Here is a 25,693-nt window from a genome sequence, read left to right as displayed (position 1 = left end):
AATACGCGTCGCCCGCTGACGTCCGCGGCACCATCCTCGATCGCCCGAAAGGCCCGAATCCCGGGAATCCGCCTAGGTCACGGCCATTCCACCGGACGGCTCAACCTCTCGTGTCAGCCCTCCTTCCGCCCGGCGCAGACCGGGTTGGCCTTCTGGCGTGTCAACTGCCAGCCGTCGCCGTGTCGTTCGACGAACCCCAGTGACTGCAGCTCGTACAGCCTGCCGACCGTCTCGTCCACACCGCTCTGCGCGCCCCGCGCGATGTCCTTGGCCGTGGCGACGCCGCGCGCCGGCAAGGCCTCGAGCACCCTGGCCGCCGTCGGCGCGAGCAGATCGCGCGGCACGACGGGGCCACGCCGCTCCGGGGCCAGGTCACCCATCTCACCGACCAGTTCGACCACGTCGGCCGCGTCCGTGACCAGCATGCCCTCGCCGCGCAGCAGTTGGTGCACCCCTGCCGAGAGCCTGCTGGTCGCCGGTCCCGGCACACCCATGACATGCCGGCCGAGACGCTGCGCACGGCGCACGGTCACCAGGGCCCCGCTGCGCAGCGCGGCCTCGACGACGACGGTGCCTCGCGTCAACGCAGCGATGACGCGGTTGCGCTGGATGAACCGGTAGCGCGTCGGATGCGATCCGGGCGACAACTCGCTGACCAGCAGCCCCTGTTCGGCGATCCGCGCCAACAGCTGCTTATGACCCGCGGGATACACCCGGTCCACCCCGCAGGCGAGCACGGCGACGGTCGCCCCGCCCTCGCACAGCGCACCGCGATGCGCGGCGCCGTCGATCCCGAAGGCGCCGCCGGACACCACGACCCACCCGCGCTCGGCCAGCCCCGCACCGAGCGTCTGGGCCATGTGCGCACCGTAGGGCGTGCAGGCCCGTGAGCCGACGAGCGCGACGGAGCGCAGCGCCCATATCCGCAGCGACGGCTGCCCTCTGACCCACAGCCCGATGGGCCGGGCGTCCCCCAAGTCGTCCAGTTGCACGGGCCATTCGGCGTCTCCCGGGATCACGAACCGCGCGCCGCAGGCGGCCGCCGCCGCCAAGTCCCGCTCGGGGCGGGCGGCGAGCAGTCGCTCCCCGAGTCCGATCAGCCGCCCCGGTTTCACCCCTGTCAGCGAATCGTCACCGGCCGCGATCCGCTCGACGGTCCCTCGCGCCCCGTACGCCCGCAGCCACCGGCCCCCGCTCTCGTCCCCCGGTTCGATCGTCCGGGCCAGGGCGATCCGCGCCAACAGCTCCCGCTCCCGCAACCCCCGCTCCCGTTCCTGCAACCCCCACTCCCGCAGCTCCGGCAGCTCCGGCTCCCGCAACCCCCGTTCCCGCAGCTCCCTCTCCCGCAGCTCCTGTTCGCGTCCGCCGTCTGTCATACGCCCGCCGTCCGCCATACGCCCGCCGCCCGTCATACCCCCGCCCCGATCACCATCGGCACCCCGCGCGAGATCCCAGTCCGCAGCTGCAGCGCAAGTTCCACGTCCATCGCGTCGGGGCGCGCGTGCCCCGTCAGATCGGCGATCGTCCAGGCCACCCGCAGCACACGGTCGAGCCCACGGGCGGTGAGCAGTCCGTGTTCCAGGTCGCGCTCGGCGCCCTCCATCGCTCCCGGTGCCGCCCGCCATCTGGTCCGCAACTCATGCCCCGGCACTTCGGCGTTGCTCCGCCAGGGCGTCCCGTCGAGCCTGGCCAGGGCGCGCTCCCGCGCGGCCCGCACCCGGTCCGCCACGACCGAGGTCGGTTCCCCGGCGCCGAGCTGTCCGGTGAGCTCATTTCGGGTGACGCGGTCCACCTCGACCCGGATGTCCACCCGGTCGAGCAACGGCCCCGACAGCCGGGCCTGATAGCGCCGGACCATCGCCGGCAGGCACTCGCACAACTCCCCCATGACCGTGAACTGACCGCAGGGGCAGGGGTTCGCCGCAAGCACCATCTGGAAGCGCGCAGGCAGCCGCACCACGCCCGCGGCCCGGGCCACGATCACATGCCCCGACTCGAGCGGCTGACGCAGCGAATCCAGCGCCTTCGGACTGAACTCGGGCGCCTCGTCCATGAAGAGCACCCCACGGTGGGCCAGGGACACGGCTCCCGGCCTGGGCAGCCCGTTGCCACCCCCGATCAGGGACTGCATGGTCGCCGAGTGGTGCGGCGCGCAGTACGGCGGCGTGTCCACCAGGGGCCGGCCCGGCGGCAGCATCCCGGCCACCGAGTGCACCGCCGTGACCTCCAGGGCATCCGCCCGGGTCAGCGGCGGCATGATCGCGGGCAGCCGCTCGGCCAGCATCGTCTTGCCGGCGCCGGGCGGCCCCGACAAGAAGAGATGATGTCCGCCGGCCGCCGCCACCTCGATCGCCGTACGCGCCGACAACTGGCCGACCACATCGGCCAGATCGAGCGGCCGCTCCTGCTCACCGACCCCCGAAAGGCCGGTGCCGACCCCCGCGCCCGGCACATGCAGCCCCGCGAGCGAGGCATCCGGGCGGCCTTCGGCGTCCGGCTCCTCATGCGGCACCGGTTCGTCGCTGAGCACGGCGACCACCTGCCGCAGCGTCCGGACGCCGAGCACCGATACGCCCGGCACCAGCTTGGCCTCCGCCGCCGTCACCTCGGGCACCACCACCTTCTTGAAGCCCGCGTCGGCGGCGGCGAGCACGGCGGGCAGCACGCCCGGAACGGGTCTGACCCGGCCGTCGAGTCCCAGCTCGCCGATCATCACGACATCGGCCAGCTCACGGGGATCGATCCGCTCGGCCGCGCCGAGAACTGCGCAGGCGATCGCCAGATCGAAGCCGGAACCGGATTTGGGCACGGCAGCAGGGCTGAGCCCCACGGTGAGCTTCTTCTGCGGCCAGTCGGCACCGGAGTTGACCACGGCAGAGCGCACCCGGTCCCGGCTCTCGCTGAGGCTCTTGTCGGGCAGCCCCACCAGCGTGAACGCGGCCACGCCGGGCTCCAGATCGGCCTGCACCTCCACGACGACGCCTTCGACGCCGACAAGGGTCACCGCACACGTACGCGCGAAGGCCATCAGGCCACCCCCCGCACATGCTCGACCACCGGCGCACCGCGCGCAGGCAGCACGACGCCCACGAGATCGATCCGCACCCCGCCCGGCGGCGGTCCGCCATGGCGGCGCACCCAGTTCTCGGCGAGCGTGCGAAGCCGCTGCGCCTTGGCGGGTGTGATCGCATCCATGGGGTGCTGGAACGGCCCGCCGGCGCCCGGCGGTCCCGCTCTTCGGGTCTTGACCTCACAGATGACCAGCGCATCGCGGTCCATGGCGACGATGTCGACCTCGCCACCGCGCCCCGCCCGCCAATTGCGCGCCAGAATGTTCAGCCCGGCGTCGGTCAGCCGACGCGCCGCCAGGTTCTCCCCGTACTTGCCCAGTGCACTGCGTGCGCTCATGGGGCATCACCTCCGAGGTCGAAGGTGACGCAGATCCCCGGAAGTTGTTGATCTTGGTGGACAACCGGCGGGCTGTGGAAAACTCACTCACCCGCAAGAGGAGCCTCAAGGAGCCGCAAAGGCTCCCGTCGGCCTCCCGTCAGGGGCGTGCTCAGCCGCCCGGCAGCTCGAGGTCGCTCTTGTTGAGCTCCTCGATATTCACGTCCTTGAACGTGAGCACTCGCACCTGCTTCACGAAGCGAGCAGGCCGGTACATGTCCCACACCCAGGCATCCGCCATGGACACCTCGAAGAAAACCTCACCCTGGACCGAGTGCACCTGCATCTCGTAGTCGTTGGTGAGGTAGAAGCGCCGTTCGGTCTCGATCACATATTTGAACAGACCGACGACATCGCGGTACTCCCGGTAGAGCTTCAGCTCCATCTCGGTCTCGTACTTCTCGAGGTCCTCGGCGCTCATGGCATGTTCCCCTTCAGCCGTGCGTCCCCCTATTGTGCGCCAGCCCCGCCCGCCTCTAGACGATTTCCGTATCGAGGACAACGGGAGCGCTGGGGGGACCCTCGTCGAGCAGTGCGCTCAGCAGCCCGGCGAGCTTGGTCGGGTACACCGTCTCATGCGCGGAGATGAGTTCCTCGCACGTCCACCACCGCAATCCGGCAACAGTTCGGCGCTCCAACGCGGTCAGACCGGGCATAGCGGCCGCCGACTCCGTCTCCGCGGCCGCCTTCCGCGTCGTACGGGCAAGGAAGTACCACTCGTCCTGGTCCCAGCGCCGCCCCGCGAAGGGGAAGGAGCACACCCGCTTCCACAGCACCGGGCCGAGTGCGACATCCGTGATCCCGGTCTCCTCGGCGAGCTCCCGCAGCGCGGCCTGCTCGTGGCTCTCCTCGCCCTCGAGCCCGCCGCCCGGCGTGAACCACCAGTCGTCGTCGGGATCGTCCGGCTCATGCCCGTGCAGCAGCAGAATCCGGTCGTCGGGATCGAGCAGCACGACGCGCGCCACCCGCCTCAGCTCCGCGGAACGCTCGCCAGAAACCTCACCCGCAGCCCCGGCACCTTCACTGCCGGACCCGGATCCCCCGCCAACCCCCGCGGCACTCCTACCGGGCACCCGCAGGCTCCCGTCGAGCAGCCGGCCGCTTCCCGCGCCTGCCGGCCCGCTTGGCGATCGGCCCGTACGCCGCACCGCCCATGACGAGCACCGCTCCGGCGACCACGGCAGTGAGCATCAGCCCCAGCGGGCCCGGCTCGGAGATTCCGCCCGGCAGGTCCTTGAAGCCGCTGGGCTCGGGGAGCATGCCGTCCATCGGCCAGGCGATCGCCTCGACCCGCGCGTCGACGCCGGACAGGGGCACCGCGCCGTTGCCTGCGTCTTCCAGGTGGGCGCTGGAGTCGAGGGAGACGGCCCGGTCGTCGCCGAGCAGGAAGATCCGCCCCTTCGGCACCGTGGTCGGCGGGAAGTTGGTGCCCGCTTTCCCCGCACTGGTCGGCAGATACGGTTCTTCAATCGCCTTGCCGTTCACGGTCATCCGGCCGTCGGCATCACAGCAGGTGATCTTGTCCCCGCCGACCGCGACGACCCGCTTGACCATCGGCAGGTCGCCCCAGTCCTTCTCCTTGAAGACCACGACGTCGCCGCGCTTGACCTCGTCGCCCTCGATCCGCTGGGCAAGGACCCGCTGGCCGGCCTGGATGGTGGGCGACATGGAGCCGGTGGGCACGGTGTACGGCTGGTAGACGAGCGCGCCCCAGACGAACCCACCGAGGAACAGCACACAGCCGAGCGCCACGGCAATGCCCGAAAGGGTGCTGCCCAGTCGGCTGCCCTGGTCCGTACTGCGTGCTCTGCTCATCCCGGCCCGTCCCCACCTCGGAAGTCCGCTCCCCGCGCACGCACGCACGTCCGTACGCGGGAAAGATCGGCGATCTGGGACGGCACCCTACCCGGCGGTACCGTCGCCAGAAACCCTCGCCCGGAACCGCCCGGAAGCCTCCACAGGATCAGGCCACACGCGCACGGCCGACCACACAACCCAGACCACCGCACGCACGCCCAGCCGAAGGCTCAGCCCTGCACAGCAGCCTTCCGGCGCCGCCACAGGACGAACGGCACCGCACCGGCAAGCCCCAGCGCACCCGGCGCCGCCGACATCGCCGCGGACAGCCCCGGCTGGTCGAAGGTGTCGGGCACCGGCAGCGTGGCCCAGCGAGTGGGCGGCCAGGCGATCACGAACGCGCGGCCCACGACATTGTCGACCGGGACGAAGCCGCCGCCCGGGTCGTTCTGGTGGTAGCGGGAGTCCATCGAGTTCTGCCGGTGGTCGCCCATCACCCAGAGCTTGCCGTCGGGCACCTTGAGCTTGAACTGGCCGCCCTCGGTGTCGTCGGTGCACGGGGTGTTGCCCGGGAAGACATACGGCTCGTCGAGTGCCTTGCCGTTGACCAGAAGCGGCCCGGTCCCCTTGCACTCCACGGTGTCGCCACCGACGCCGACGACCCGCTTGATCAGGTCCTTCTCCTCGGCGGACGGCATCAGGCCGATGAAGCTGAGGACCTTCTGAATGGCATTGGGGGTGGGCGTGGGCTCACCCGCGAGCCAGTTGCCCGGGTCGTGGAAGACGACGACCTCGCCGCGCTCGGGCTCGGAGCCGAACCACGGTGTGAGCTTGTCGACCAGGACGCGGTCGCCCTGCTGCAGCGTGTTCTGCATCGAGTCCGAGGGGATCGAGAACGCCTGCACCAGGAAGGTCTTGATCAGCAGCGCGAGCAGCAGGGCGATACCGATGAGCAGCGGCAGCTCCTTCCAGAAGGAGCGCTGCTTCTTCGCACCGGATTCGCCGGATTCATCGGAAGCCCCGGTGTCATCGGCATCATCGGACGTCACCCCGTCCGCGGCGGATCCCGCCGGGCCGGACTGAGGGTCTTGGGCGTCATCGGAACCGGCCGGACCACTGCCGCTGATCACTTCGCGTTCATCCTCGGGTTCGTCGTGTCCGGATCGTGCGCCGACGGCCAAATCCCCCACATCCACTCCTCGTTCCGTACCGCTGCCCGCGCCACAGACGGCGAAGGCCTACCACTCCCATAACGAGCGGGAGTTCCGCAGGGGTCGGCGGCAGAGTCGCCGCACTGAAATCGTCCCGGGCCACCCTATGCGACAGGCCTGTGGCCGCGGTCGACCCGCCACGCGTGCTGGCCGGATCGGGTACGGAGGCGTAGGCACTGCGCTCCTCGAGGCTGCGCCAGTTGCCCACCGGCCAGGCGATCACCACGGCCCGGCCGACGACTTCTTCCTCGGAGATCGTGCCGCCCTGGCCCTTGTCGAAATGGGCGCGGGAGTCCGCCGAATTCGACCGGTGGTCGCCCAGGACGAACAGCCGCCCCGCGGGGACCCGTACATCGAACTTCTGGACCGAGGGCTTGTCGCCGGGATTGAGATACGGCTCGTCGATGGCCACGCCGTTGACGGTGACGCGGCCGTCCTTGTCGCAGCAGGCCACACGGTCGCCGCCGACGCCGACGACGCGCTTGATCAGGTCCTGTTCGTTGTCGGACGGCAGCAGTCCGATGAAGGTGAGGCCCTGCTTGACCTGCTTGAGGACCACCGGGTCGTTCTTCGGCTCGACCTGCTCCTTGGTCAGCCAGCCGCCGGGGTCCTTGAACACCACGACATCGCCGCGCTGCGGCTTGTTGCCGAACCACGGGGTGAGCTTGTCGACGAGCACCCGGTCGCCGATCTTGATCGTCTGCTCCATCGAGCCGGACGGGATCACGAAGGCCTGCACCAGGAACGTCTTCAGGACGAGCGCGATCAGCACGGCCACGCCTATGAGGAGGGGTATCTCCTTGACCGCGGAGCGCCTGCGCCTGCGCTTGACCTTCTTGGCGAGCTTGCGCCGCTCGGCCCGCCCGGGAAGCACCGGACCGCTGGTCGGGCGGGTGCCGGTGGGCAGCCGGGTGTCGGCACGGTGGTGCGCGCGCGGCCGGCCTCGGCTACCCATGGCGGGCCTTCGGCGCCTCGGCCCCCGAAGCGCTCCCCGTACTCCCCGTACCCCCGGGGACCGCGGCAAGCCCGTCGGCCGTCTTGATGTCGGCCCATCGTCCGTACGGCCAGCCGACCCACTCCGCGCGCCCGATGACCTGCTCGACGGGCAGGAAGCCGCCGCCGGGCGAGCCGAGGTGGTCGCGGGAGTCGCTGGAGTCGCTGCGGTGGTCGCCGAGCAGGAAGAGCGTGCCCTCGGGCACGACCACGTCGAAGGGGACGCTGGAAGGGGAGTCGCCCGGGTGCAGATACGTCTCTTCGACCGGCTCGCCGTTCACCTCGATCCTCCCCTTCTCGTCGCAGCAGACGATGTGGTCACCGCCCACTCCCACGACGCGTTTGATGTAGTCCGAGTTCCCGAAGTAGCCGCTGCCGTCGAACACGACGACCTCGCCGCGGCCCGGCTCGGACCCGAAACGGTACGCGAGTTTGTTGACCAGAACCCGGTCGCCGTCGCGCAGCGTGGGCTCCATGGAGCCGCTGGGGATCAGGAACGGCTGCATCACGAAGTGGCTGACCAGAAGCAGGACCACCGCGATCACCACGAACCCGGCGAGCAGCCGGCGCAGCCCCGTGCTCAGCAGGTCCCCGGGCCGCAAACGCACGGAGCGCGACCCCTCTTCCTGGTCCCCTGTGGGTTCGGAAGAGCGGTCGCGCTCCGTGCTTCGTGCTTCGGTGTCCATCGGGGCCAGAGCCTATCCGGCCGCCTTCGGACGGTGGATCCGAGGATCCTTACGGGCCCTGAGGCCCGCGCGCGATCAGTTGTCGCGCTTCTCCTTGATCTTCGCAGCCTTGCCGCGCAGCTCACGCAGGTAGTAGAGCTTGGCGCGACGGACGTCACCGCGGGTGACGAGCTCGATCTTCTCGAAGATCGGGGAGTTCACCGGGAAGGTGCGCTCGACGCCGACGGAGAAGGAGACCTTGCGGACCGTGAAGGTCTCGCTGATGCCCGAGCCCTGGCGGCGGATGACGATGCCCTTGAACTGCTGGATACGGGAGCGGTTGCCCTCGATCACGCGCACGTGGACGTTGACGGTGTCACCGGGACGGAAGTCCGGGACGTCGCTGCGCAGGGAAGCGGAGTTCACTGCATCGAGCAGGTTCGACATGATGTCTGCTTTCTTCGCCGATGCCACAGGTCATCGACGGGCAAGGTAGATGTGTTTCGGAGCTGCTCCGTCGGACGGGCGTCATGTCCCCCTGTGGCAGGGGCGCACGCTGGACGTACAGCAGCGGTCTATTCTTCCACGGCCTGGCTGTTACGCCAAAATCGGCCGCCGGGCTCCGGCTCCCAGCCGAGGATCGAGAGCATCTCCCGGTCCTTCTTGTCGAATACGGCGGGGTCGCAACGCTCAATGAGATCGGGCCTGTTGGCGGTCGTGCGCCGCAGCGCCTCGTCCCTGCGCCAGCGGGCGATCTTGCCGTGGTGGCCGCTGAGCAGCACGTCCGGAATCCCGCGGCCGCGCCACTCGGGCGGCTTGGTGTAGACGGGCCCTTCGAGCAGATTGGCCATGGCGCCGGGTGCGAAGGAGTCGTCCCGGTGGGATTCGGCGTTCCCGAGGACGCCCGGGAGCAGCCGGGCCACGGCCTCGGTGATCACCAGGACGGCGGCTTCTCCGCCCGCGAGGACGTAGTCGCCGATCGACACCTCGTATACGGGCATACGCGTCGCGTACTCGTCCATCACGCGCCGGTCGATGCCCTCGTAGCGGGCGGGCGTGAAGACCAGCCAGGGCCGCTCGGAGAGCTCGACGGCGAGCTCCTGCGTGAAGGGGCGGCCGCTCGGTGTGGGCACGACGAGCGCGGGGGCGCCGACGCCCGCCTCGTACCCGTCGGCGAGCACCTCGTCGAGGCAGTCGCCCCAGGGCTCGGTCTTCATGACCATGCCGGGGCCGCCGCCGTACGGGGTGTCGTCGACCGTGTTGTGCCGGTCGTACGTCCAGTTCCGCAGGTCGTGGACGTGCACGTCGAGCCGGCCGCGGGCGCGGGCCTTGCCGACGAGGGAGACGTTCAAGGGCTCCAGGTACTCGGGGAAGATCGTGACGACGTCGAGCCGCATTACCGGGCGTCCTTCTCGTCCGCGTCGTCATCCGAGTCGTCCGCGCCGCCCTCGTCCGCCTCGTCCGCGTCACGGGAGGAGGCGATCTCGGCACGGTCGTCGATGAGGCCCGGCGGCGGGTCGATCACGGCCCGCTGGTTCTCCAGGTCGATCTCGGTGACGATCTCCTCGACGAACGGGATCATCACCTCCGTACCGTCCTCGCGCTCCACGATGAACAGGTCCTGCGAGGCGAGGTGCGAGATCTCGGTGATCCGGCCCACCTCGGTGCCGTCGGCGAGCACCACGTCCAGGTCCATGAGCTGGTGGTCGTAGTACTCGTCCTCGCCCTCGGGGAGTTCCTCGGGGTCGACGTCCGCGATGAGCAGGGTGTTGCGCAGCGCCTCGGCGCCGGTGCGGTCGGCCACGCCCTCGAAGCGCAGCAGGAGCCGCCCGCTGTGCACCCGTCCCGACGCGATGGTCAGCGGTCCGGCGGAGGCCGGGTCGGTGGTCAGTACGGCGCCGGGGCCGAGCCGGAGCTCGGGCTCGTCCGTGCGCACCTCTACGGTGACCTCGCCCTTGATCCCGTGGGCGCGGCCGATCCGTCCGACTACGAGCTGCACTGCTGTCTCCTGAATGCTTTACGTACGACCTGCTGCTTTACGGACGTACGACTACGGGCCGGGGTGGGCCCTGAAGCCCTCCCCGGCCCGTGCCGGTACTGCTGTGGTTCAGCGAACCTGGTCCACATCGACGAGGTCGACGCGGACACCGCGGCCGCCGATGGCGCCCACGACGGTGCGCAGGGCGCGTGCGGTGCGGCCGTTACGGCCGATCACCTTGCCGAGGTCGTCGGGGTGGACCCGGACCTCGAGCACACGGCCACGGCGCAGGTTCTTGGAAGCAACCTGCACGTCGTCGGGGTTGTCGACGATGCCCTTCACGAGGTGCTCGAGAGCCTCCTCGAGCATGCTCAGGCCTCGGTCGACTCGGTGGAGGAGGCCTCGGCCTCGTCCGCCTTCTTGTCGGCCTTCTTCGCCTTCGGCGTGATGGCCTCGCCCTTGGCGTCGTCACCCTCGAGCGTCTTCGCGAACGCGTCGAAGGAGGCGCGCTTGTCTTCCTTCGTCTCCGGCTGCAGCAGCGGAGCCGGGGCCGGCAGGCCCTTGTGCTTCTGCCAGTCGCCGGTGAGCTTCAGGATGGCCATGACCGGCTCGGTCGGCTGGGCGCCGACGGACAGCCAGTACTGGGCACGCTCGGAGTCGACCTCGATGCGCGAGGGGTTGTACGTCGGGTGGTACAGACCGATCTCCTCGATGGCCCGGCCGTCACGGCGGGTACGGGAGTCGGCGACGACGATGCGGTAGTGGGGCTGGCGAATCTTGCCGAGACGCTTCAGCTTGATCTTGACTGCCACGGGAGTGGTGTCTCCTGGTCTATGACGTGGTTGGGCACATGAGATGCCACGTGGGGTTGCGGTACTCGGGTGCCCGATGGACGCGTCAGCCGGAGGCGAGAGGGTTCCTATGCGGCTGTCGAGTACAGCTAGCCATTGTGCCATACGGAGTGGGGGCGTCGTCCCCGGCCCTTGTGCCCCTTGCCTGGGCAGGCTGCTGCGCCGCTCCGCGACGCCGGAGGTCGCTCCCCCGGCGCCCGGAGCCCTGCCTCAGCTCGCCGCCGCCACCGCTTCCGGGATACGGAACGGCTTGCCGCAGCCGCCGCACACGATCGGGGCCTGGGCCAGGACCGAGGGCACGACGCGCACATTGCGGCCGCAGTCGCAGACCGCCTTGACGCGGACGCCGCCGCCCGAGGAGCCGTGGCGCGCGGCCGGACCGCGGAAGGAGCGGGCCGTGTCCGCCGAGGTGGCGGCGGTGTGCGCCTTGAGGGCGCGCTGCAGCCGTTCGATCGTCGGCCGGTAGCGCTTTCTCGCCTCCGGATTCAGCGTGACCAGGGAGAATCCGCTGCTCGCATGCGGTTCTGCCGGGTGGTCGAGCCCCATCTCCTCGGCGATCGAGAGGAAGCGGCGGTTGTGGTAGCGCCCCGCGCGGGAGGTGTCACGGACGCCGCGGGCCGCGGCGATGCCGTGCACGGCCTCGTGCAGCAGACGCTCGAAGGAGAGCTCGGCGCCACAGGCGGACGAGGACTCCCCGATCAGGGATTCGGGCGCGGCAAGGTCCGGCAGCTCGGGGTGGAACCGTTGAATATCGGCCCACGCCTGCGCCAGCTCTGCGGCGAGAACAGGTGGTGTCGTGCTCACGTCGTGACAACGAGCCAAGGCCCCTTGGTGTTCCTATTCCGGGGCATCCCAAATAATTTGCCCGTACCAGTCAGTTGCCGCTCATACGCCAGGACGAGGGCGGGTGCGCTGATCTGCGGAGATGCCGCATACCTCGTACTAAGTGGGTACGTAGCGGCGCGTACGCCCCGGCGCGTAGGGCAAGTACACGCGCCGGGGCGGTAGTTGTCATCCGTTACGCAAGAGGCTTTTCCGCCTCTTTAGATGCGGAGGCTCCGCATCAGTAGGCCCGTGCCACGATCGCCAGCGCGCCCGCCTCGTCGTCGGACCGCGGCACCGAGCCGTCCTCGGCGACCAGACACCGTACGGTCACGGACTTCTCTGCGAGCTCGGCCTCGCCCGCCTCGCCCAGGACGGACCAGGGGATGCGGGCCCAGCCGCCGGCCGCGGCGACATCCGCCGCCTCCGCGACGGTGGAGACGTCCGACGTGCGGGACTCGCGGCGCTCGCGCGACTCGCGCAGCAGCTGAGCCTGGTCCTCCTCCAGGATCGCGGGCAGCAGACCGGCCAGTGCGTCGAGCGCGACCGGCTCCTTGCCGCCCGGGATGCGGCGGGCCAGCATCGCTGTGCCGTTCTCCAGATCGCGCGGCCCGACCTCGATCCGTACCGGAACGCCCTTCAGCTCCCAGTCGACCGCGCGCCGCCCGAACGGAGTGTCTGTACGGTCGTCGACCTGGACCCGGATGCCGGCGGCCCTGAGGCGGTCGCCGAGCTCGCGGACCTTGGCCAGAACCGCATCGTCGCCCTTGATCGCGAGCACGACGGCCTGGACCGGGGCGAGGCGCGGCGGGACGCGCAGACCGTTGTCGTCGCCGTGCGACATGATCAGGCCACCGACCATGCGCGTGGAGGACCCCCAGGACGTCTGCCAGACGAGCTCCTGCTTGCCGTCCTTGGAGAGGTACTCGGTGCCGAAGGCCTTGGCAAAGTTGGTGCCGAGCTCATGGCTCGTGCCCATCTGCAGCGCCTTGCCGTCGCCCATCATCCCTTCCAGGGTCAGCGTGTTCACGGCGCCCGCGAAGCGCTCCTTCGGGGTCTTGCGTCCGAGGACGACGTCGATCCCGAGCACGTTCACCATGAAGTCGGCATACACCTTCTCGTGGATGTACGCCGCATAGTCACGCGCCTCCTCGTACGTGGCGTGCGCGGTGTGGCCCTCCTGCCACAGGAACTCCGTCGTGCGCAGGAAGACCCGCGGGCGCATCTCCCAACGCACCACATTCGCCCACTGGTTGATGAGCAGCGGCAGGTCCCGGTAGCTCTGCACCCACTTCGAGAAGTACTCGTTGACGATCGTCTCGGAGGTCGGCCGGACGACCACCGGCTCCTCCAGCTCCTTGCCGCCGCCGTGCGTGACGACCGCGAGCTCCGGGGCGAAGCCCTCGACGTGCTCGGCCTCCCGCGTCAGATACGACTGCGGGATGAAGAGCGGGAAGTACGCGTTCTGTGCACCCGCCTCCTTGATGCGCGCGTCCATCTCCTGCTGCATCCGCTCCCACAGGCCGTAGCCGTACGGCCGGATGACCATGGTGCCGCGCACCGGCCCGTTGTCGGCCAGCTCGGCCTTGTTGATCAGGTCCTGGTACCAGCGCGGGAAGTCGTCCGCCCGGGGCGTGAGAATGGGTGCTTTTGCCATGGCGCGCATGGTACGGCGGGGCCGGCGGAGGAAGGGAGTTCATTTCCCCCGTACGGCGTCGGGCGAGGTGCACCCAAGCTTTGCTTTCACGCTCTGGACGCGGGCGCGGATGGGGAGTTGTCTGGCATACGGGGGGAGTGCGGGCGCACCGTACGGGGGCGGGCAGTCCGGAACGACACGAACACACCGGCACACCAGGTCACCGTCGAAACTCTCGGCTTCTCTCGGCGATTGGGGCGCTCTTCATGACACCTACGCTCGCGCAGCGGCACCTGACCCACCCGGGCACCAGCACACCCCGGGCGACGGATGCCCTCATTCGCGCGCGTGACTGGGCGGAAATCCAGGAGCGGATGCTCGTTCCGCTCTACAACGCGGTCCACGAACGGCTCGAAGTGGGCACCGGCACACGGCTGTTGGGCCTCGGCTGCGGATCCGGGCTCGCTCTTCTCATGGCGGCCACGCGCGGCGCCTCGGTCACCGGTGTCGAGCACCTCTGCCCCGAGCGGCTCGCCCTGGCCCGCGAACGGCTGCTGCCCGACGGAGCGTGGGACGACCGGGCCCCCGAGGCACGGCTCGTGGCGGGCGGCCCCGAGGCGGCCGAGGACGTCGCGCGTCCCCCGTACAACCTGATCACCGCGTTCCAGCCGATCGGCTGCATGGCAGGGGATTCGGAAGGGCTCGCGCCCGTCCTGGAGCGCGCGGCGCCGCTCGCGGAGCGCGGCTCGCCGGTGGTGCTCGCCGGCTGGGGGCCGCCCGAGCGGTGCACGACGTCCTCGGTGCTGCGGGTGGCGACGCGGCTTGCGGATCCGCTGCGGTCCACGGGGAGTTGGCGTCCTTCGGAGCGCGACGATCTGGAGGACGTGGCGCAGCGCGCCGGGCTCAAGCCGGACGGCTCGGGGCGGGTGGCCTGCCCGTTCGGCTATGCGGACATGGACAGCGCGGTGCGCGGACTCCTTTCGACGGGTCTGTTCGACGCGGCGGTCGGGGCGACGGACCCGGCCCAGGTCCGCAAGGAGCTCACCGAGGCCCTGCACCCGCATCTGCGCCGGGACGGGACGGTGTGGATGGCGAACGTCTTCCGCTACTTGGTGGCACGGACGAGCTGACCCGTCAACGGGCGCAGTCCCCCTTCACCCGCCCGGCGGACCTCTCGGCCACGCCGGGCGGTGGCGTGGGAGCGTGTGCACCATGGCGGACATGGTGGAGCGTTCCCTCGGGGTGGAAGAGGAGTTCCTCGTCGTCGATCCCGACTCCAGGATGATGGCGGCGCGGGCCGGGCAGGTGATCGCGGAGGCGAGTCCGGTGCTCGGCGAGCGCGTCGGCCCCGAGTTCACCGACATGCAGGTGGAGACGAGGACCGCACCGTGCGGCCCGGCGACGGAGATCCTCGATCAACTCACGTATGCCCGGCGCGAGTTGGCTGCAGCCGCCGCGCGGGCCGGGGCCGGCGTCGTGGCCAGCGGATCCCCCGTACGGGGAAACGTGGCGCCCGCGACCATCACCCAGGGCGAACGGCAGCAGCGCGGCGACGCCACATTCCGTGCGCTGCACGACGAGGTGACCGTCTGCGCGATGCATGCGCACGTCCACGCACCGGACCGGGACCGGGCCGTGCTGCTCAGCAATCATCTGCGGCCGCGGCTGCCGCTGCTTGTCGCGCTCGCCGCCAACTCGCCCTTCTGGTGCGGCCGGGACACCGGATACGCGAGCTGGCGCAGCGTCGGGCTGCAGCGCTGGCCGGTGGCGGGACCGCCGCCGCACTTCCGCTCCGCGCGCCACTACGACGAGACCGTCGCCCGGCTCCTGGACACCGGAGCACTGGTGGACGAGGGCACCTTGTGGTGGGACATCCGGCTTTCGCACTCGCTGCCGACCCTGGAGGTCAGGGCCGCCGACGTACCGCAGTCCGCGTCGACCTCGGCGCTGATCGCGGCGCTGGTACGGGCGTTGGTGCGCGAGGCGGACGCGGCGGTCGACCGGGGCGACAGCGGGCCCGAGCCCTCGCCCGAGCTGCTGCGGGTGGCGTACTGGCGAGCAGCACGCGACGGGCTCGACGGCGACCATCTCGATCCGCTCACCGGCGCTCTGCGGCCCGTACGGACCGTACTCACCGAGCTGTTCGCGCGGCTCGGACCGTATCTCGGGGAGGATCTGCCGCCGGCCTCGGACTGGCTGCGGGAGCTCCTCACGGCGGGTGGCGGTGCGGCCCGGCAGCGGGCCTCCGCGGCACGCGGGCTCACGGCGGTGGTGGACGACCTGCTGGTGGCGACCGCGGAGGGCGGGGCCGCCCCGGCGGTGGTCGGGGCCGGGTGACGGCGCCGCCCCTACAGCTCCTGGCGGCCGCTCATGACTCCTTGGTCAGCCGTGTGATCCCGGCCGCGCGATAGGCCTCCGCCTCGTCGAGGGTCTCGTTGGCGAGCAGCGCCTCGGAGAGGGCGTCCAACTTGTCGCGGTTGTCGCGGAGTTGGCGGCAGGCGGACTCGTAGCACTCGTCGACGATGCGGCGCATCTCGTTGTCGATCGCGTCGAGGGTGGAGGGCGCCGCCGTCAGGCCGTAGGGGCTCTGGCCGTCGTTGGGCACCGCCGAGAGGCGGCCGACGCGTTCGCTCATGCCCCAGCGGGCGACCATGCCGCGGGCGATGTTGGTGACCTGTTCGAGGTCGTTCTCGGCGCCGGTGGTGATCTCGTCGAAGACGACGTACTCGGCCGCCATGCCGCCGAGCGCGCCGATGATCCGGCCGCGCAGATACTCCTCGGTGTACGCGTACTTGTCGGCGTCCGGGGTCGACAGGGTGACACCGAGGGCCCGGCCGCGCGGCACGATGGTGATCTTGCGGACCGGGTCCGCGCCCGGCTGCAGCATGCCGAGGAGAGCGTGTCCGCTCTCGTGGTACGCGGTGCGCCGGCGCTCCTCGTCGGGCATCACCAGCGGGCGCTCGGCGCCGAGCTGGACCTTCTCCAAGGCGTCGGAGAGGTCGGACTGGCTCACCTGGGGCTGCTTGCGCTTGACCGCGAGGAGGGCCGCCTCGTTCGCGAGGTTGGCCAGTTCCGCGCCTGTCATGCCCGGGGTCGTACGGGCCACCTGGGCGAGGTCGACGTCCGGGGCGAGCGGGATCCCGCGGGTGTGGATCTCCAGGATGGCCTCGCGTCCCTTGCGGTCGGGCGGGCTGACGGTGACCGTGCGGTCGAAGCGTCCCGGCCGGGTCAGCGCGGGGTCGAGGATGTCGGCGCGGTTGGTGGCCGCGAGGACCACGACGCCCTCGGAGCCGGAGAAGCCGTCCATCTCGGTGAGGATCTGGTTGAGGGTCTGCTCGCGCTCGTCGTGGCCGCCCATGCCCGAGCCGCCGCCGCGGGCCCGGCCGATGGTGTCGATCTCGTCGATGAAGATGATGGCGGGCGCCACCTTCCGCGCCTCGGCGAAGAGTTCGCGTACGCGTGAGGCGCCGACGCCGACGATCATCTCGATGAACTCGGAGGCGGAGGCGGAGAAGAAGGGGACTTCCGCCTCGCCCGCGACCGCCCGCGCGAGCAGGGTCTTGCCGGTGCCGGGCGGGCCGGCGAGCAGGACGCCGCCGGGCATCTTGGCGCCCATCTTCCGGTAGGCGTCCGGGTTCTTGAGGAAGTCGACCACGTCGTTGAGCTCGCCCTCGACCTCGTCGATGCCCGCGACATCGGCAAACGTGGTGCGCTTGCCGGCCTCCAACTCGACCGGTTTCGGCGGCTGTTTGCGCCCCAGCATGCCGCCCGCGCCGCCGCCCATGCCGGCCGCCATCCGGCGGGCCATGAACATCCACAGGCCGACGAGAAGAAGGATGGGCAGGAGGGAGAGAAGAAGGTTGGTGAGCAGGCTCGGTTCCTTGTAGACCGGCTCCGCGGTGACCGTGACCTTCTGCTTGGTCAGCTCGGCCCAGATCTGGTCGTCCGCCCAGCTCGGGCGCTGGGTGATGAACTCCTTGTAGTCGCCCTTGCCGCCGTCCGGGACCGGCTTCTCCGCCTTGAGATCGCCCTGGATCTGGTCGCCCTTGGCGTAGATCTTCTCGACGTTGCCGGCGTTCAACTGGCTGCTGAACTCGGTGTACGAGATCGTCTTCGGCTTGTCGTCGCCGAAGAAGCCGAGGACGAGGTTGGTCAGGAGATAGACGAGGAGCGCCGTCCACAGCAGGCTGCGCCAGGACAGCTTCTTCTTGGGCGGGGGCGGCGGCGGTGCACCCTCGGAGCGCCACGGCTGGTCGGTGCGGTCGCGCGGGGGCACGGGGCTGGGGGCTGTCACGCTCGCCATTATTCGAGAGGTGGGCATTTCCGGCATTCCGGGCCCGCACATGGACACCCGCCCCCTCGGCCCCTGTCGTGCATAAATCCCGGCGCTCGCCCCTTGTGCAGTATCCAGGATCCTGGTTACTGTCGGCTGCGTGAACGGCATCGACGAGCGCTTCCTGACCCGCAACGGCCTCACCGCCCGCCAGGTGGCGGTGCTGCTCCTCGGCCATGAGCCCGACACCCGGCTCCCCCGGGTGCGCGACTTCGCCGAGCAGCTGAAGGTCGGCAACGGCACGGTCCAGGCCGCGCTGCACCTCCTGGAGGAATCGGGCGCCATCACCACCCAGGCCCGCGGCCACCTCGGCACGTTCCTGGTCCGCTCGGACCGCGCCATACTCTGGCGCCTGTCGGGCCTGGGCACGCTGCTCGCCGCGATGCCCCTGCCGTACTCGCGCCGCTACGAAGGTCTCGCGACCGGTCTGCGGACCGCGTTCGAGCAGGCCGGCGCGCCCTTCGCGATCACCTTCATGCGGGGTGCGACCGACCGGGTCACGGCGTTGGTCGAGCGGAAGGTGGACCTCGTCGTGCTCTCGCGCTTCGCCGCCGACCGCCTGATCGAGGGCGGCGAGCCCGTCGAGCTGGTCGCCGATCTCGGCCCCGCCAGCTATGTCGGGGCCCACGGAATACTCGTACGCCAGGGAGTCCAGCCCAACCGGCCAGGACTCCGGGTGGCGATCGACCACTCCTCGCAGGACCAGTCGATGCTCGTCGAGCGGGCCTTCGCGCAGCGCCCGGACATCGAGTGGATCGAAGCCTCGTACATGCAGCTGCGCGATCTGTTCCGGCAGGGCCGCGTGGACGCCACGGTCTGGAATCTCGACGAGGTGGACCGGCTCGGCGAGGACCTCGTGGACGTGCTCCCGCTCGGCGACGAGATCACCCGTGAGCTCTCCCTGCGCAACTCCTCCGCCGCGATCGTCGGGCGCTCCGAGGGCGCGCACGCGCTGGACGCCGTACGGGACGGTCTCGATCTCTCGCTCGTCACCGCCCTGCAGCAGGAAGTGCTGAGGGGCGAGCGGATCCCCTCGTACTGACGACACCACAAAGACCCGCCGCGGACAGGACCAAGGCCCCTCCTGAGAATCCAGAATCCTGGTTACTGTCCAAGCCGGAAGGAAGGGAAGGTCATGGACGAGCAGCTCGCACTCCGTATCCGGCTGTTCCGTGAGAGCGGTCAGGTCCGGCCCGATGTGGCCGACTTCGTGACCGCCGAGCTGACCGCGCTCGAAGCCGAGGGCCGACCGGTCACCGATGACACCGCGGGCATGCTCACGAGCCATCTGATGATGGCGCTCACCCGGCTGCTGACCGATGAGCCGATCGAGGAGTTCCTCACCGACGAGCAGGTGAGGGCCGAGCTCGCGGCGCATCCCGGGGCCGTGGCCCGCGCCCGCGAGATCGCCGAACGGGCCGCGGGCGCACTGGGCGCCCGGCTCCCCGACTCCGAGGTCAACTTCCTCGCCCTGCATCTGGCCGTACTGGCTCAGCAGACCTCCACCCCCTGAACCCCTGAAGGCCCCTCAAAGCCCCTCAAGGCCCCCTGAAAGAAGGACAGCACCATGACGAAGATCCTCACCGGCGGCGTCGGCAAGGTCGAGGTCGCGGACACGGTCAGGAACCTCGGTCTCGACGGCGTCGAGGTCGTCGTCTCCAGCGACATGGACGCCGCGATGAAGCTGCGCGTCAACCAGGCCGACTTCTACCTCGGCACCTGCCACACCGGAGCCGGCGCCTCCCTGGGCGTCCTCGTCGGTCTGATGGGCCAGGCCGCCTGCCACACCTTCGGCCGGAGCGTCCCCTCCGAGGACGAGGTCACCGCGCTGATCGCGAGCGGCAAGAAGGTCTTCGGCTTCGCCATGGACCAGATCGCCGAGGTCGCGCCGGTCATCGCCCGCGCCATAGCCGCACGCGGCTGACGCCCGCCACAAGGACCCAGGGCACAAAGGACCCAGGGCACAAAGGAGTGACCCCGTGAACCCCGCCGCACCCGCCGCCCCGCTCGGCGATCCGCACACGCTCCAACTGGCCGCGAACAACCTGGACTTCACGCTGTCACAGCAGCTGATGGTGATCGCGCTGTGCGCCCTCACGGCGTACGTCTCGCATATGGCCCTCGCCGTCTTCAACGACGGCGTACGGCCCTTCATGCTCGACTTCATCCAGAAGCGCACCACCCGCAGCGCCACCACCGCGGTCTCGTTCGGCCTCTCGGCGGGGTTCATCTTCGGTCTGGGTGCGCCGATGGCGCTGGTCTCCGGGGTCCTGAACCCGTGGCTGCTCTTCCTGCCCACGGACATCCTCGGCCTCCTGTCGCCGAAGAAGTGGCTGGCGCCGCTGCTCGGCGCGGGCTGGGGCGCGGTCGTGGTCTACGGGCTCGGCGGCGCGAACGATCTGGCGAAGAAGCTGCCCGTCGACTTCCTCGACGCGATGCAGCAGATGTCGACGCCGATCCTGTTCCTGTTCACGCTGTTCCCGGTGCTCGCCGTCACCAAGCAGTTCGGCCGCCTTCGCGGCGGCATCGTCGGTGTCGTCGAACTGGCCCTGGTGGTCATGACGATGAAGCTCTGGCCCTCGGTGTTCCCCGGCGCGATCGCCATGGCCGTCGGCGTCCTCGCCCTCATCGGCTTCGCCATCGACAAGGACCTCAAGCAGCGCAGGGCCGACCGGGCCGCCGGAGTCTCGTACGAACTCCCCGAAGGGGTCGAGGACCCGATGGCCTCGCTGTTCAGCGCGAGCGCGGCGCGGCTGCGCAGACATCTGCCGCTGTTCATGGTGCTCGGCGCCGGTGTCTGTGTGCTGGCGCAGATGAAGATCTTCGGCGGTGGCGAGGCGACCAGCTTCCTGATCGCCAAGGGCCAGTACGCGGAGGCCGCGCAGGTCGACTTCTACCGGGTGTTCGGCTTCGTCCCGCTGATCGCGACGACCGCGCTCGCCTCGGGCGCGTACGGCATCGCGGGCTTCACCCTCGCGTACCCCATCGGCTATCTGATGCCGAACCCGTTCCTGGCCGCGCTCGCCGGCGCCGCGGTCTTCGCGCTCGAAGTGCTCGCCCTGTCGTACATCGGGAGGGTCCTCGGCAGGCTGCCCAGCGTCCGTGACTCCTCGGAGCATCTGCGCAGCGCGATCAGCGAGGCGCTCGGGCTCGCGATCCTCTTCGGCTCGCTGATGGCGGCCAACGCGATGGGCGGCGGCCTCGGCATCCTCATCTGCGGCGGGCTCTACCTGCTCAACGAGGCCATGGGACGCCCGGTCGTGCGGATGGCGGCCGCGCCGGTCGCGGTGATCATCGGCGGCATCCTGCTCAACCTCCTGTACTGGATGGACCTGTTCACCCCGGTCAAGTGAACCGCCCCGCCAAAACACCCGTTAGGCGTACGACATGAACCACCTGCAGACCGTTCTCGGCCCCCTCTCCCCCACCGACGTGCACGGTCCCGTGCTCGCCCACGAACATCTGGCCCTCGATCTCGACCGCTCCGGCGACCGGGCCGCCGTCCTCGACCCGCAGCTGCACGGGCCGCGGATCGTCGGGGAACTCGCGGCGCTGCGCGCGGAGTTCGGCCTCTCGCTCGTCGTCGAGCTCACCTGTCGGGGCATGGGCCGCGACGTCGAAGCCCTGGCGCGGATGGCGAAGGAGTCCGGGGTCGCCGTCGTGGCGGCGACCGGCTGGTACTACGAGCCCTTCCACCCACCGGAGATCGGCGACGCGAGCGTGGAGCGGCTCGCGGACACCTTGATCCGCGAGATCGACGGCAGGATCGGCACCACGGGCATACGGCCGGGCGTCATCGGGGAGGTCGGCAGCCACGGCGCCGAACCGAGCGAGCCGGAGACGCGTTCCCTGCTCGCCGCGGCCAGGGCGGCCGTGGCCACCGGGCTCTCCGTCGCCACCCACGCCCAGCTGGGGCGCGGCGGTCCGGCCCAGCTCGACCTCCTGACGGGTGCGGGTCTCGCCCCGCACCGGATCTCGGTCGGCCACCAGGATCTGCTCGACGATCCCTCCGTACACCGGGAGTTGGCGGCGAGCGGCGCCTACGTGGCCTTCGACACCGTCGGCAAGGAGAGCTATCAGCCCGATGCGGCCCGCCTCCGGCTGCTCCTGCGGCTGCTGGAGGCCGGGCACGCCGACCGGGTGCTGCTCAGCTGCGACATCTCGCGGCACGGCTATCTGGAGTCCGAAGGCGGCACGGGGTACGGCCACTTGTTCCGTACGTTCCTGGGGCAGGCCAGGGCCGCCGGGGTCGACGAGGACCTGATCGATCTGATGACGCGCCGCAATCCGGTGCGCTTCCTGACGGGCGGCGCTGCCCATGAGGACATATGAGATGAAGCTCCCCCACAGCGCAAAGCTCCCCGAGACCTTCCCGCTGGCCACCGTCCCCCTCCAGGACGCGATTGCCCGGCAGTTCCGGCTGCTCGAGTGCACGGCCGCCCACTTCGAGGGCGAACAGCTCTTCGCCGCCGACGCCGGTGTCGTGCCGGGCCTCGGTCGGCCGCGGACGACCGCACGGGTCGAGGCCGTCCTCGCCGCGTTCTTCGGCGCCGAGGACGCCGCGCTCGTGCAGGGTGCGGGCACCGGGGCGATCCGGGCCGCGCTGGCCACCGCGCACGGACCGCTGCTCATCCACAGCGCGCCCGTCTACCGGAGCACCGAGGTCACCCTGCGCGGCCTGGGCATGGAGACCGTCGAGGCCGACTTCAACGACCTCGGCGCGCTCCGCGAGGCGCTGGCGTCCGGCCGGTTCACCTGGGCCTATGTGCAGCACACCCGCCAGCGCCTGGGCGACTCGTACGATCCCGGCGAGGTGCTCGCGGCCTGCAGGGCCGCCGGTGTGCGCACGATCGTGGACGACAACTACGCGGTCATGCGCACCCCCGCAGCCGGTGTGGAGCTGGGCGCGGACGCCTCCTGCTTCTCCCTCTTCAAGCTGCACGGACCTGAAGGCGTGGGCGTCGTCGTCGGCGCCCGGGACGTGGTCGCGCGGGTGCGCACGGACAACTACTCGGGCGGCGGCCAGGTCCAGGGCCACCAGGCGCTGGACGCGCTGCGGGCCCTGACCCACGTACCGGTGATGTGGTCGGTGCAGTCGCAGGTCGGGGCCGAGGTCGCCGGGCGGCTCGCGGCCGGTGAGGTCGAGGGCGTGGCCGAGGTGCGGATCGCCAACGCGCAGGACCGCTGCCTTCTCGTCCGGCTCGACCGTCCGGTGGCCCGTGAACTCCCGGCCGCGGCCGCGAAGTTCGGTGCCGCTCCCTACCCGGTGGGCTCCAACTCGCGCTACGAGATCGCCCCGCTCTTCTACCGGATGTCGAGCTCCTCCCTCGACGACGCACCCGAACTCGCCGACTGGACCGTACGGATCAATCCGATGCGGGCCGGCGCCGACCTGGTGATCGACATCCTGCGCAAGGCACTTCGCGAGCTGCGCCCGACGAGCGCGCCCCACAGCGCCGAGACCCACAGCGCCGAGACCCACAGCACCGAAACCCACAGCACCGAGCCCTCCGGCACCGAGCCCTTCGCTCCCCACAGCAAGGACTGAACGACCGTGTTCCTCGACACCCTCCTCGCCCGCAATCCCGGTCTGGCCGATACGGCGGCCGGCCTGCACCGCTCGGGCGCGATCCCCCCGGACACATACGTGATGGACCTCGACGCGGTCGAGGCCAACGCGCGGCTGCTCGCCGCCGAGGCCGAACGGCTCGGGCTCACGCTGTGGTTCGTGGTCAAGCAGTTCGGGCGCAACCCCGAGCTGATCAAGGCGGTCGCCCGGCACATCCCCAGGTTCGCGGCCATCGACCCGCCCGAGGCCCGCGTCCTGCACGCCGCGGGCGCCGAGGCCGGGAACCTCGGCCATCTGGTGCAGATCCCGCACCGGCAGCTGCCCGAGCTGCTCACCTGGCGCCCGGAGGCGGTCACGGTCTTCGACCTGGCCAACGCCCGCGCCGTATCCGAAGCGGCTCGCGCACTCGGCTTTGTCCAGGATGTGCTGATCCGTCTGGAGGGTGCGCCGGGCGCCGTATATCCCGGGCAGGAAGGCGGGGTGCCGCTCGACTCCCTGGACGCCTTCGCAGCCGATGCCGAGCGGCTCGACGGCATCCGGATCGCGGGCGTGACCGCCTTCCCGTGTGTCCTGTGCGACCCCGGCACCGGCGCCCCGCAGGCCACCGCCAACTTCGAACTCGCCCTGAAGGCACGCGAGTTGCTGGCCGCCCGGGGCCACACCGGCCTCAAGCTCAGCGCCCCCAGCGCCACCTCGGTGGCCTCCCTGCCGCTGCTCGCCGCGATGGGCGCCACGCACGGCGAGCCGGGCCACGCCCTGACCGGCACCACTCCCCTGCACGCGGTCGACCCTGGCCAGCCGGAGATCCCCGCCTACGTGTACGTCACCGAAGTCGCCCACACCCTCGCCGACGGCCGGCCCGCGGTGTACGGCGGCGGCTTCTACCCGCGCGCCGGCATCAAGGAGGCGCTGCTCCCGCGCACGGGCACGAGGGCCGCCGTGCTCGACGCCCCCGCCGAGAACATCGACTACTACCGGCTGCTGGCAGCGCCCGGCGCCGCGGTGCGCGCGGGCGACACGGCGCTGCTCGCCTTCCGCACCCAGATCTTCGTGACCCGCAGCAATGTCGCCGTCGTCGCCGGCCTCTCCACCGGCAGCCCACGGCTCATCGGCCTGTACGACGCGCTGGGCCGCCCGCAGCAGGAGGTGACTGCCCGATGAACCGTACGGTCGTCGTCGTCATCGACGGCTTCGGCGTGGGCGCGATGCCCGACGCGGGCGCGCTGCGCCCCGGCGATCTGGCCGCCGACACCTGCGGTCATGTGCTCGACCACTGCGGCCGCGCCCTGCGCCTGCCCGCACTCGGCAGGCTGGGCCTCGGACTCGTCCACCCGCACGCCGCCCTGCCCCCCAGCACACCGCTGCCCGTCGCGGCGGGGCGCGCGGCCCTCGGCTACCCGGGGGCGGACACCTTCGCCGGGCACCAGACGATGATGGGCGCCGACTTCAGCAGGGTCACGGTGGCGCGGCTCGCGGAGCATCTGGACGAGGTGGCCGCGACGCTTCGTACGGCGGGCCACCGGGTCGAACTCCTCGGCGGCAAGCCCCTGTTGGTGGTCGACGGCACCGTCCTCGTCCACGACAACCTCGAAGCCGACCCCGGCATCAACTGGAACACCTCCGGCCGCCTCGAGGACCTCCCCTTCGACCGGATCCTCTCCATCGCCCGTACGGTACGGGCGGTCGCCCCGGTCGCCCGTGTCATCGTGGTCGGCGGCCACGCCCCGGCGCCGCTCTCCTCGTACGTACGGGACGGGGACGCGGGCACCGTCGGCCTCGACACTCCGGCGAGCGGGTTCTACCGCGGCGGCGGGCTCCAAGTGCAGCACCTGGGAGCGGAGTTGGACCACACCCGCCAGCTGCCCTCGCTCGCGGCCGCGGCCGGGATCCCGGTCACGCTGGTCGGCAAGGCGGCGGACATCCTGGAGTGCGCCGAGGCGGTACGGCGCCCCGCCGTGCCGACCGCGGATGTCCTGGCCCACACCCTGGAGGCGGCCCGCCGGCCCGGCCTCGTGGTGGCCAACGTCCAGGAGACGGACCTGGCCGGCCATCAGCAGGACGTACGCCGCTACGGCGAGATCCTCGAACAGGTGGACACAGGCCTCCTGGAGCTCCTCTCCGAGCTCCGCGAGCCGGGCGACCGCCTGATCGTGACAGGCGACCACGGCAACGACCCGACCATCGGCCACGCCTACCACACCCGCGAATACGTCCCGGTCCTGATCCACCGCCCGGAGGCCACGGCGCTGGAACTCCTCCCGGACGCGGGATCGTTGGCGGACGTCGGCGCCATGGCGGCGGCGTCCCTGGGGCTGGACGCGTCCGTGCTACGCCCCCAGCCCCCCGCATCCGAGCTTCGCTCGGATCTGCTCAAGTGCCGCAGGGGCTGAA

27 protein-coding genes are annotated in these 25,693 nt (G+C 70.7%); 10 read left to right on the top strand and 17 right to left on the bottom strand.

Annotated features, from left to right (window positions below; translation table 11 throughout):
- Positions 1-113: 113 nt before the first annotated feature.
- The 16 genes from dprA to proS all read right to left on the bottom strand — a co-directional run bounded on the left by dprA (position 114) and on the right by proS (position 13,421).
- On the bottom strand, positions 114-1,376 hold the full coding sequence (gene dprA, locus H9Y04_RS03685; RefSeq protein ID WP_187812188.1) for a DNA-processing protein DprA: 1,263 nt from the start codon (positions 1,374-1,376) through the stop codon (positions 114-116).
- 32 nt (positions 1,377-1,408) lie between these two features.
- Positions 1,409-3,028 (bottom strand): YifB family Mg chelatase-like AAA ATPase, encoded by a 1,620-nt coding sequence (locus H9Y04_RS03680; protein WP_187812187.1) that lies wholly within the window; start codon positions 3,026-3,028, stop codon positions 1,409-1,411.
- Entirely contained in the window at positions 3,028-3,408 is a 381-nt protein-coding gene (locus H9Y04_RS03675) for a YraN family protein (protein WP_187812186.1), read from the bottom strand. The genes H9Y04_RS03680 and H9Y04_RS03675 overlap by 1 nt, the downstream gene beginning before the upstream one ends.
- 151 nt (positions 3,409-3,559) lie before the next feature.
- Positions 3,560-3,868, bottom strand: a complete 309-nt coding sequence (locus tag H9Y04_RS03670; RefSeq protein WP_003965949.1) for a DUF2469 domain-containing protein — start codon at positions 3,866-3,868, stop codon at positions 3,560-3,562.
- Between the two features lie 55 nt (positions 3,869-3,923).
- A complete protein-coding gene (locus tag H9Y04_RS03665; RefSeq protein ID WP_236070578.1) occupies positions 3,924-4,421 on the bottom strand; it encodes an NUDIX hydrolase in 498 nt (165 codons plus the stop codon).
- 88 nt (positions 4,422-4,509) lie between these two features.
- Positions 4,510-5,262, bottom strand: coding sequence for a signal peptidase I (gene lepB, locus H9Y04_RS03660; protein ID WP_187812184.1), 753 nt, complete (start codon positions 5,260-5,262; stop codon positions 4,510-4,512).
- Between the two features lie 212 nt (positions 5,263-5,474).
- Complete coding sequence (gene lepB / locus H9Y04_RS03655) at positions 5,475-6,293, bottom strand: signal peptidase I (RefSeq protein WP_438818069.1); 819 nt, start codon at positions 6,291-6,293, stop codon at positions 5,475-5,477.
- 88 nt (positions 6,294-6,381) lie between these two features.
- Positions 6,382-7,410 carry a signal peptidase I gene (gene lepB / locus H9Y04_RS03650; protein WP_187812182.1) on the bottom strand — a complete coding sequence of 343 codons (1,029 nt, stop codon included), beginning with the start codon at positions 7,408-7,410 and terminating at the stop codon, positions 6,382-6,384.
- Positions 7,403-8,134, bottom strand: coding sequence for a signal peptidase I (lepB, locus tag H9Y04_RS03645; RefSeq protein WP_187812181.1), 732 nt, complete (start codon positions 8,132-8,134; stop codon positions 7,403-7,405). Before lepB (H9Y04_RS03645) ends, lepB (H9Y04_RS03650) begins: the two co-directional genes overlap by 8 nt.
- A gap of 75 nt (positions 8,135-8,209) precedes the next feature.
- Positions 8,210-8,560, bottom strand: a complete 351-nt coding sequence (gene rplS / locus H9Y04_RS03640; protein ID WP_187812180.1) for a 50S ribosomal protein L19 — start codon at positions 8,558-8,560, stop codon at positions 8,210-8,212.
- Positions 8,561-8,688: 128 nt separating this feature from the next.
- Positions 8,689-9,510, bottom strand: a complete 822-nt coding sequence (gene trmD, locus H9Y04_RS03635; protein WP_187812179.1) for a tRNA (guanosine(37)-N1)-methyltransferase TrmD — start codon at positions 9,508-9,510, stop codon at positions 8,689-8,691.
- On the bottom strand, positions 9,510-10,112 hold the full coding sequence (rimM, locus tag H9Y04_RS03630; RefSeq protein WP_187812178.1) for a ribosome maturation factor RimM: 603 nt from the start codon (positions 10,110-10,112) through the stop codon (positions 9,510-9,512). Before rimM ends, trmD begins: the two co-directional genes overlap by 1 nt.
- Positions 10,113-10,220: 108 nt before the next feature.
- On the bottom strand, positions 10,221-10,460 hold the full coding sequence (locus H9Y04_RS03625; RefSeq protein WP_165332918.1) for an RNA-binding protein: 240 nt from the start codon (positions 10,458-10,460) through the stop codon (positions 10,221-10,223).
- 2 nt (positions 10,461-10,462) lie between these two features.
- The gene (gene rpsP, locus H9Y04_RS03620; protein WP_187812177.1) at positions 10,463-10,903 is read right to left on the bottom strand and encodes a 30S ribosomal protein S16; all 441 of its coding nucleotides are present in this window, start codon (positions 10,901-10,903) and stop codon (positions 10,463-10,465) included.
- A gap of 249 nt (positions 10,904-11,152) precedes the next feature.
- On the bottom strand, positions 11,153-11,746 hold the full coding sequence (locus tag H9Y04_RS03615) for a hypothetical protein (protein WP_187812176.1): 594 nt from the start codon (positions 11,744-11,746) through the stop codon (positions 11,153-11,155).
- Positions 11,747-12,005: 259 nt separating this feature from the next.
- Positions 12,006-13,421, bottom strand: a complete 1,416-nt coding sequence (gene proS / locus H9Y04_RS03610; protein ID WP_187812175.1) for a proline--tRNA ligase — start codon at positions 13,419-13,421, stop codon at positions 12,006-12,008.
- A 245-nt stretch (positions 13,422-13,666) separates the two neighbouring features.
- On the opposite strand from proS, the gene H9Y04_RS03605 reads away from it, so the two are divergent.
- Both H9Y04_RS03605 and H9Y04_RS03600 read left to right on the top strand, forming a co-directional pair.
- A complete protein-coding gene (locus H9Y04_RS03605) occupies positions 13,667-14,530 on the top strand; it encodes an SAM-dependent methyltransferase (RefSeq protein WP_187812174.1) in 864 nt (287 codons plus the stop codon).
- Positions 14,531-14,621: 91 nt separating this feature from the next.
- On the top strand, positions 14,622-15,737 hold the full coding sequence (locus H9Y04_RS03600) for a carboxylate-amine ligase (protein WP_214660823.1): 1,116 nt from the start codon (positions 14,622-14,624) through the stop codon (positions 15,735-15,737).
- Between the two features lie 31 nt (positions 15,738-15,768).
- Here the strand turns inward: H9Y04_RS03600 and ftsH are convergent, their stop codons facing one another.
- Positions 15,769-17,694, bottom strand: a complete 1,926-nt coding sequence (ftsH, locus tag H9Y04_RS03595) for an ATP-dependent zinc metalloprotease FtsH (protein ID WP_308800853.1) — start codon at positions 17,692-17,694, stop codon at positions 15,769-15,771.
- A 139-nt stretch (positions 17,695-17,833) separates the two neighbouring features.
- Here ftsH and yhfZ point away from each other — a divergent pair, with 139 nt between their 5' ends.
- The 8 genes from yhfZ (at position 17,834) to H9Y04_RS03555 (ending at position 25,692) form a co-directional block, all read left to right on the top strand.
- Entirely contained in the window at positions 17,834-18,775 is a 942-nt protein-coding gene (gene yhfZ, locus H9Y04_RS03590; protein ID WP_187812171.1) for a GntR family transcriptional regulator YhfZ, read from the top strand.
- Between the two features lie 93 nt (positions 18,776-18,868).
- Positions 18,869-19,246, top strand: a complete 378-nt coding sequence (locus H9Y04_RS03585) for a PRD domain-containing protein (RefSeq protein WP_187812170.1) — start codon at positions 18,869-18,871, stop codon at positions 19,244-19,246.
- 54 nt (positions 19,247-19,300) lie between these two features.
- The gene (locus H9Y04_RS03580) at positions 19,301-19,657 is read left to right on the top strand and encodes a DUF2620 domain-containing protein (RefSeq protein WP_187812169.1); all 357 of its coding nucleotides are present in this window, start codon (positions 19,301-19,303) and stop codon (positions 19,655-19,657) included.
- A gap of 148 nt (positions 19,658-19,805) precedes the next feature.
- Entirely contained in the window at positions 19,806-21,086 is a 1,281-nt protein-coding gene (locus H9Y04_RS03575; RefSeq protein ID WP_187812292.1) for a YhfT family protein, read from the top strand.
- 34 nt (positions 21,087-21,120) lie between these two features.
- Positions 21,121-22,065: a phosphotriesterase family protein gene (locus H9Y04_RS03570; RefSeq protein WP_187812168.1), complete on the top strand. Its 945-nt coding sequence runs from the start codon at positions 21,121-21,123 to the stop codon at positions 22,063-22,065.
- A gap of 1 nt (position 22,066) precedes the next feature.
- Positions 22,067-23,281, top strand: coding sequence for an aminotransferase class V-fold PLP-dependent enzyme (locus H9Y04_RS03565; protein ID WP_187812167.1), 1,215 nt, complete (start codon positions 22,067-22,069; stop codon positions 23,279-23,281).
- Positions 23,282-23,287: 6 nt separating this feature from the next.
- Positions 23,288-24,463 (top strand): alanine racemase, encoded by a 1,176-nt coding sequence (locus H9Y04_RS03560; RefSeq protein ID WP_187812166.1) that lies wholly within the window; start codon positions 23,288-23,290, stop codon positions 24,461-24,463.
- On the top strand, positions 24,460-25,692 hold the full coding sequence (locus H9Y04_RS03555; protein ID WP_187812165.1) for a phosphopentomutase: 1,233 nt from the start codon (positions 24,460-24,462) through the stop codon (positions 25,690-25,692). The genes H9Y04_RS03560 and H9Y04_RS03555 overlap by 4 nt, the downstream gene beginning before the upstream one ends.
- Position 25,693 lies beyond the last annotated feature (1 nt).

It is taken from the genome of Streptomyces polyasparticus (assembly GCF_014493765.1).
GTDB classification, from domain to species: Bacteria; Actinomycetota; Actinomycetes; order Streptomycetales; family Streptomycetaceae; genus Streptomyces; species Streptomyces polyasparticus.
Note: the sequence above shows the minus strand (reverse complement) of the source record. Positions and strands in the feature narration are given on the sequence as shown.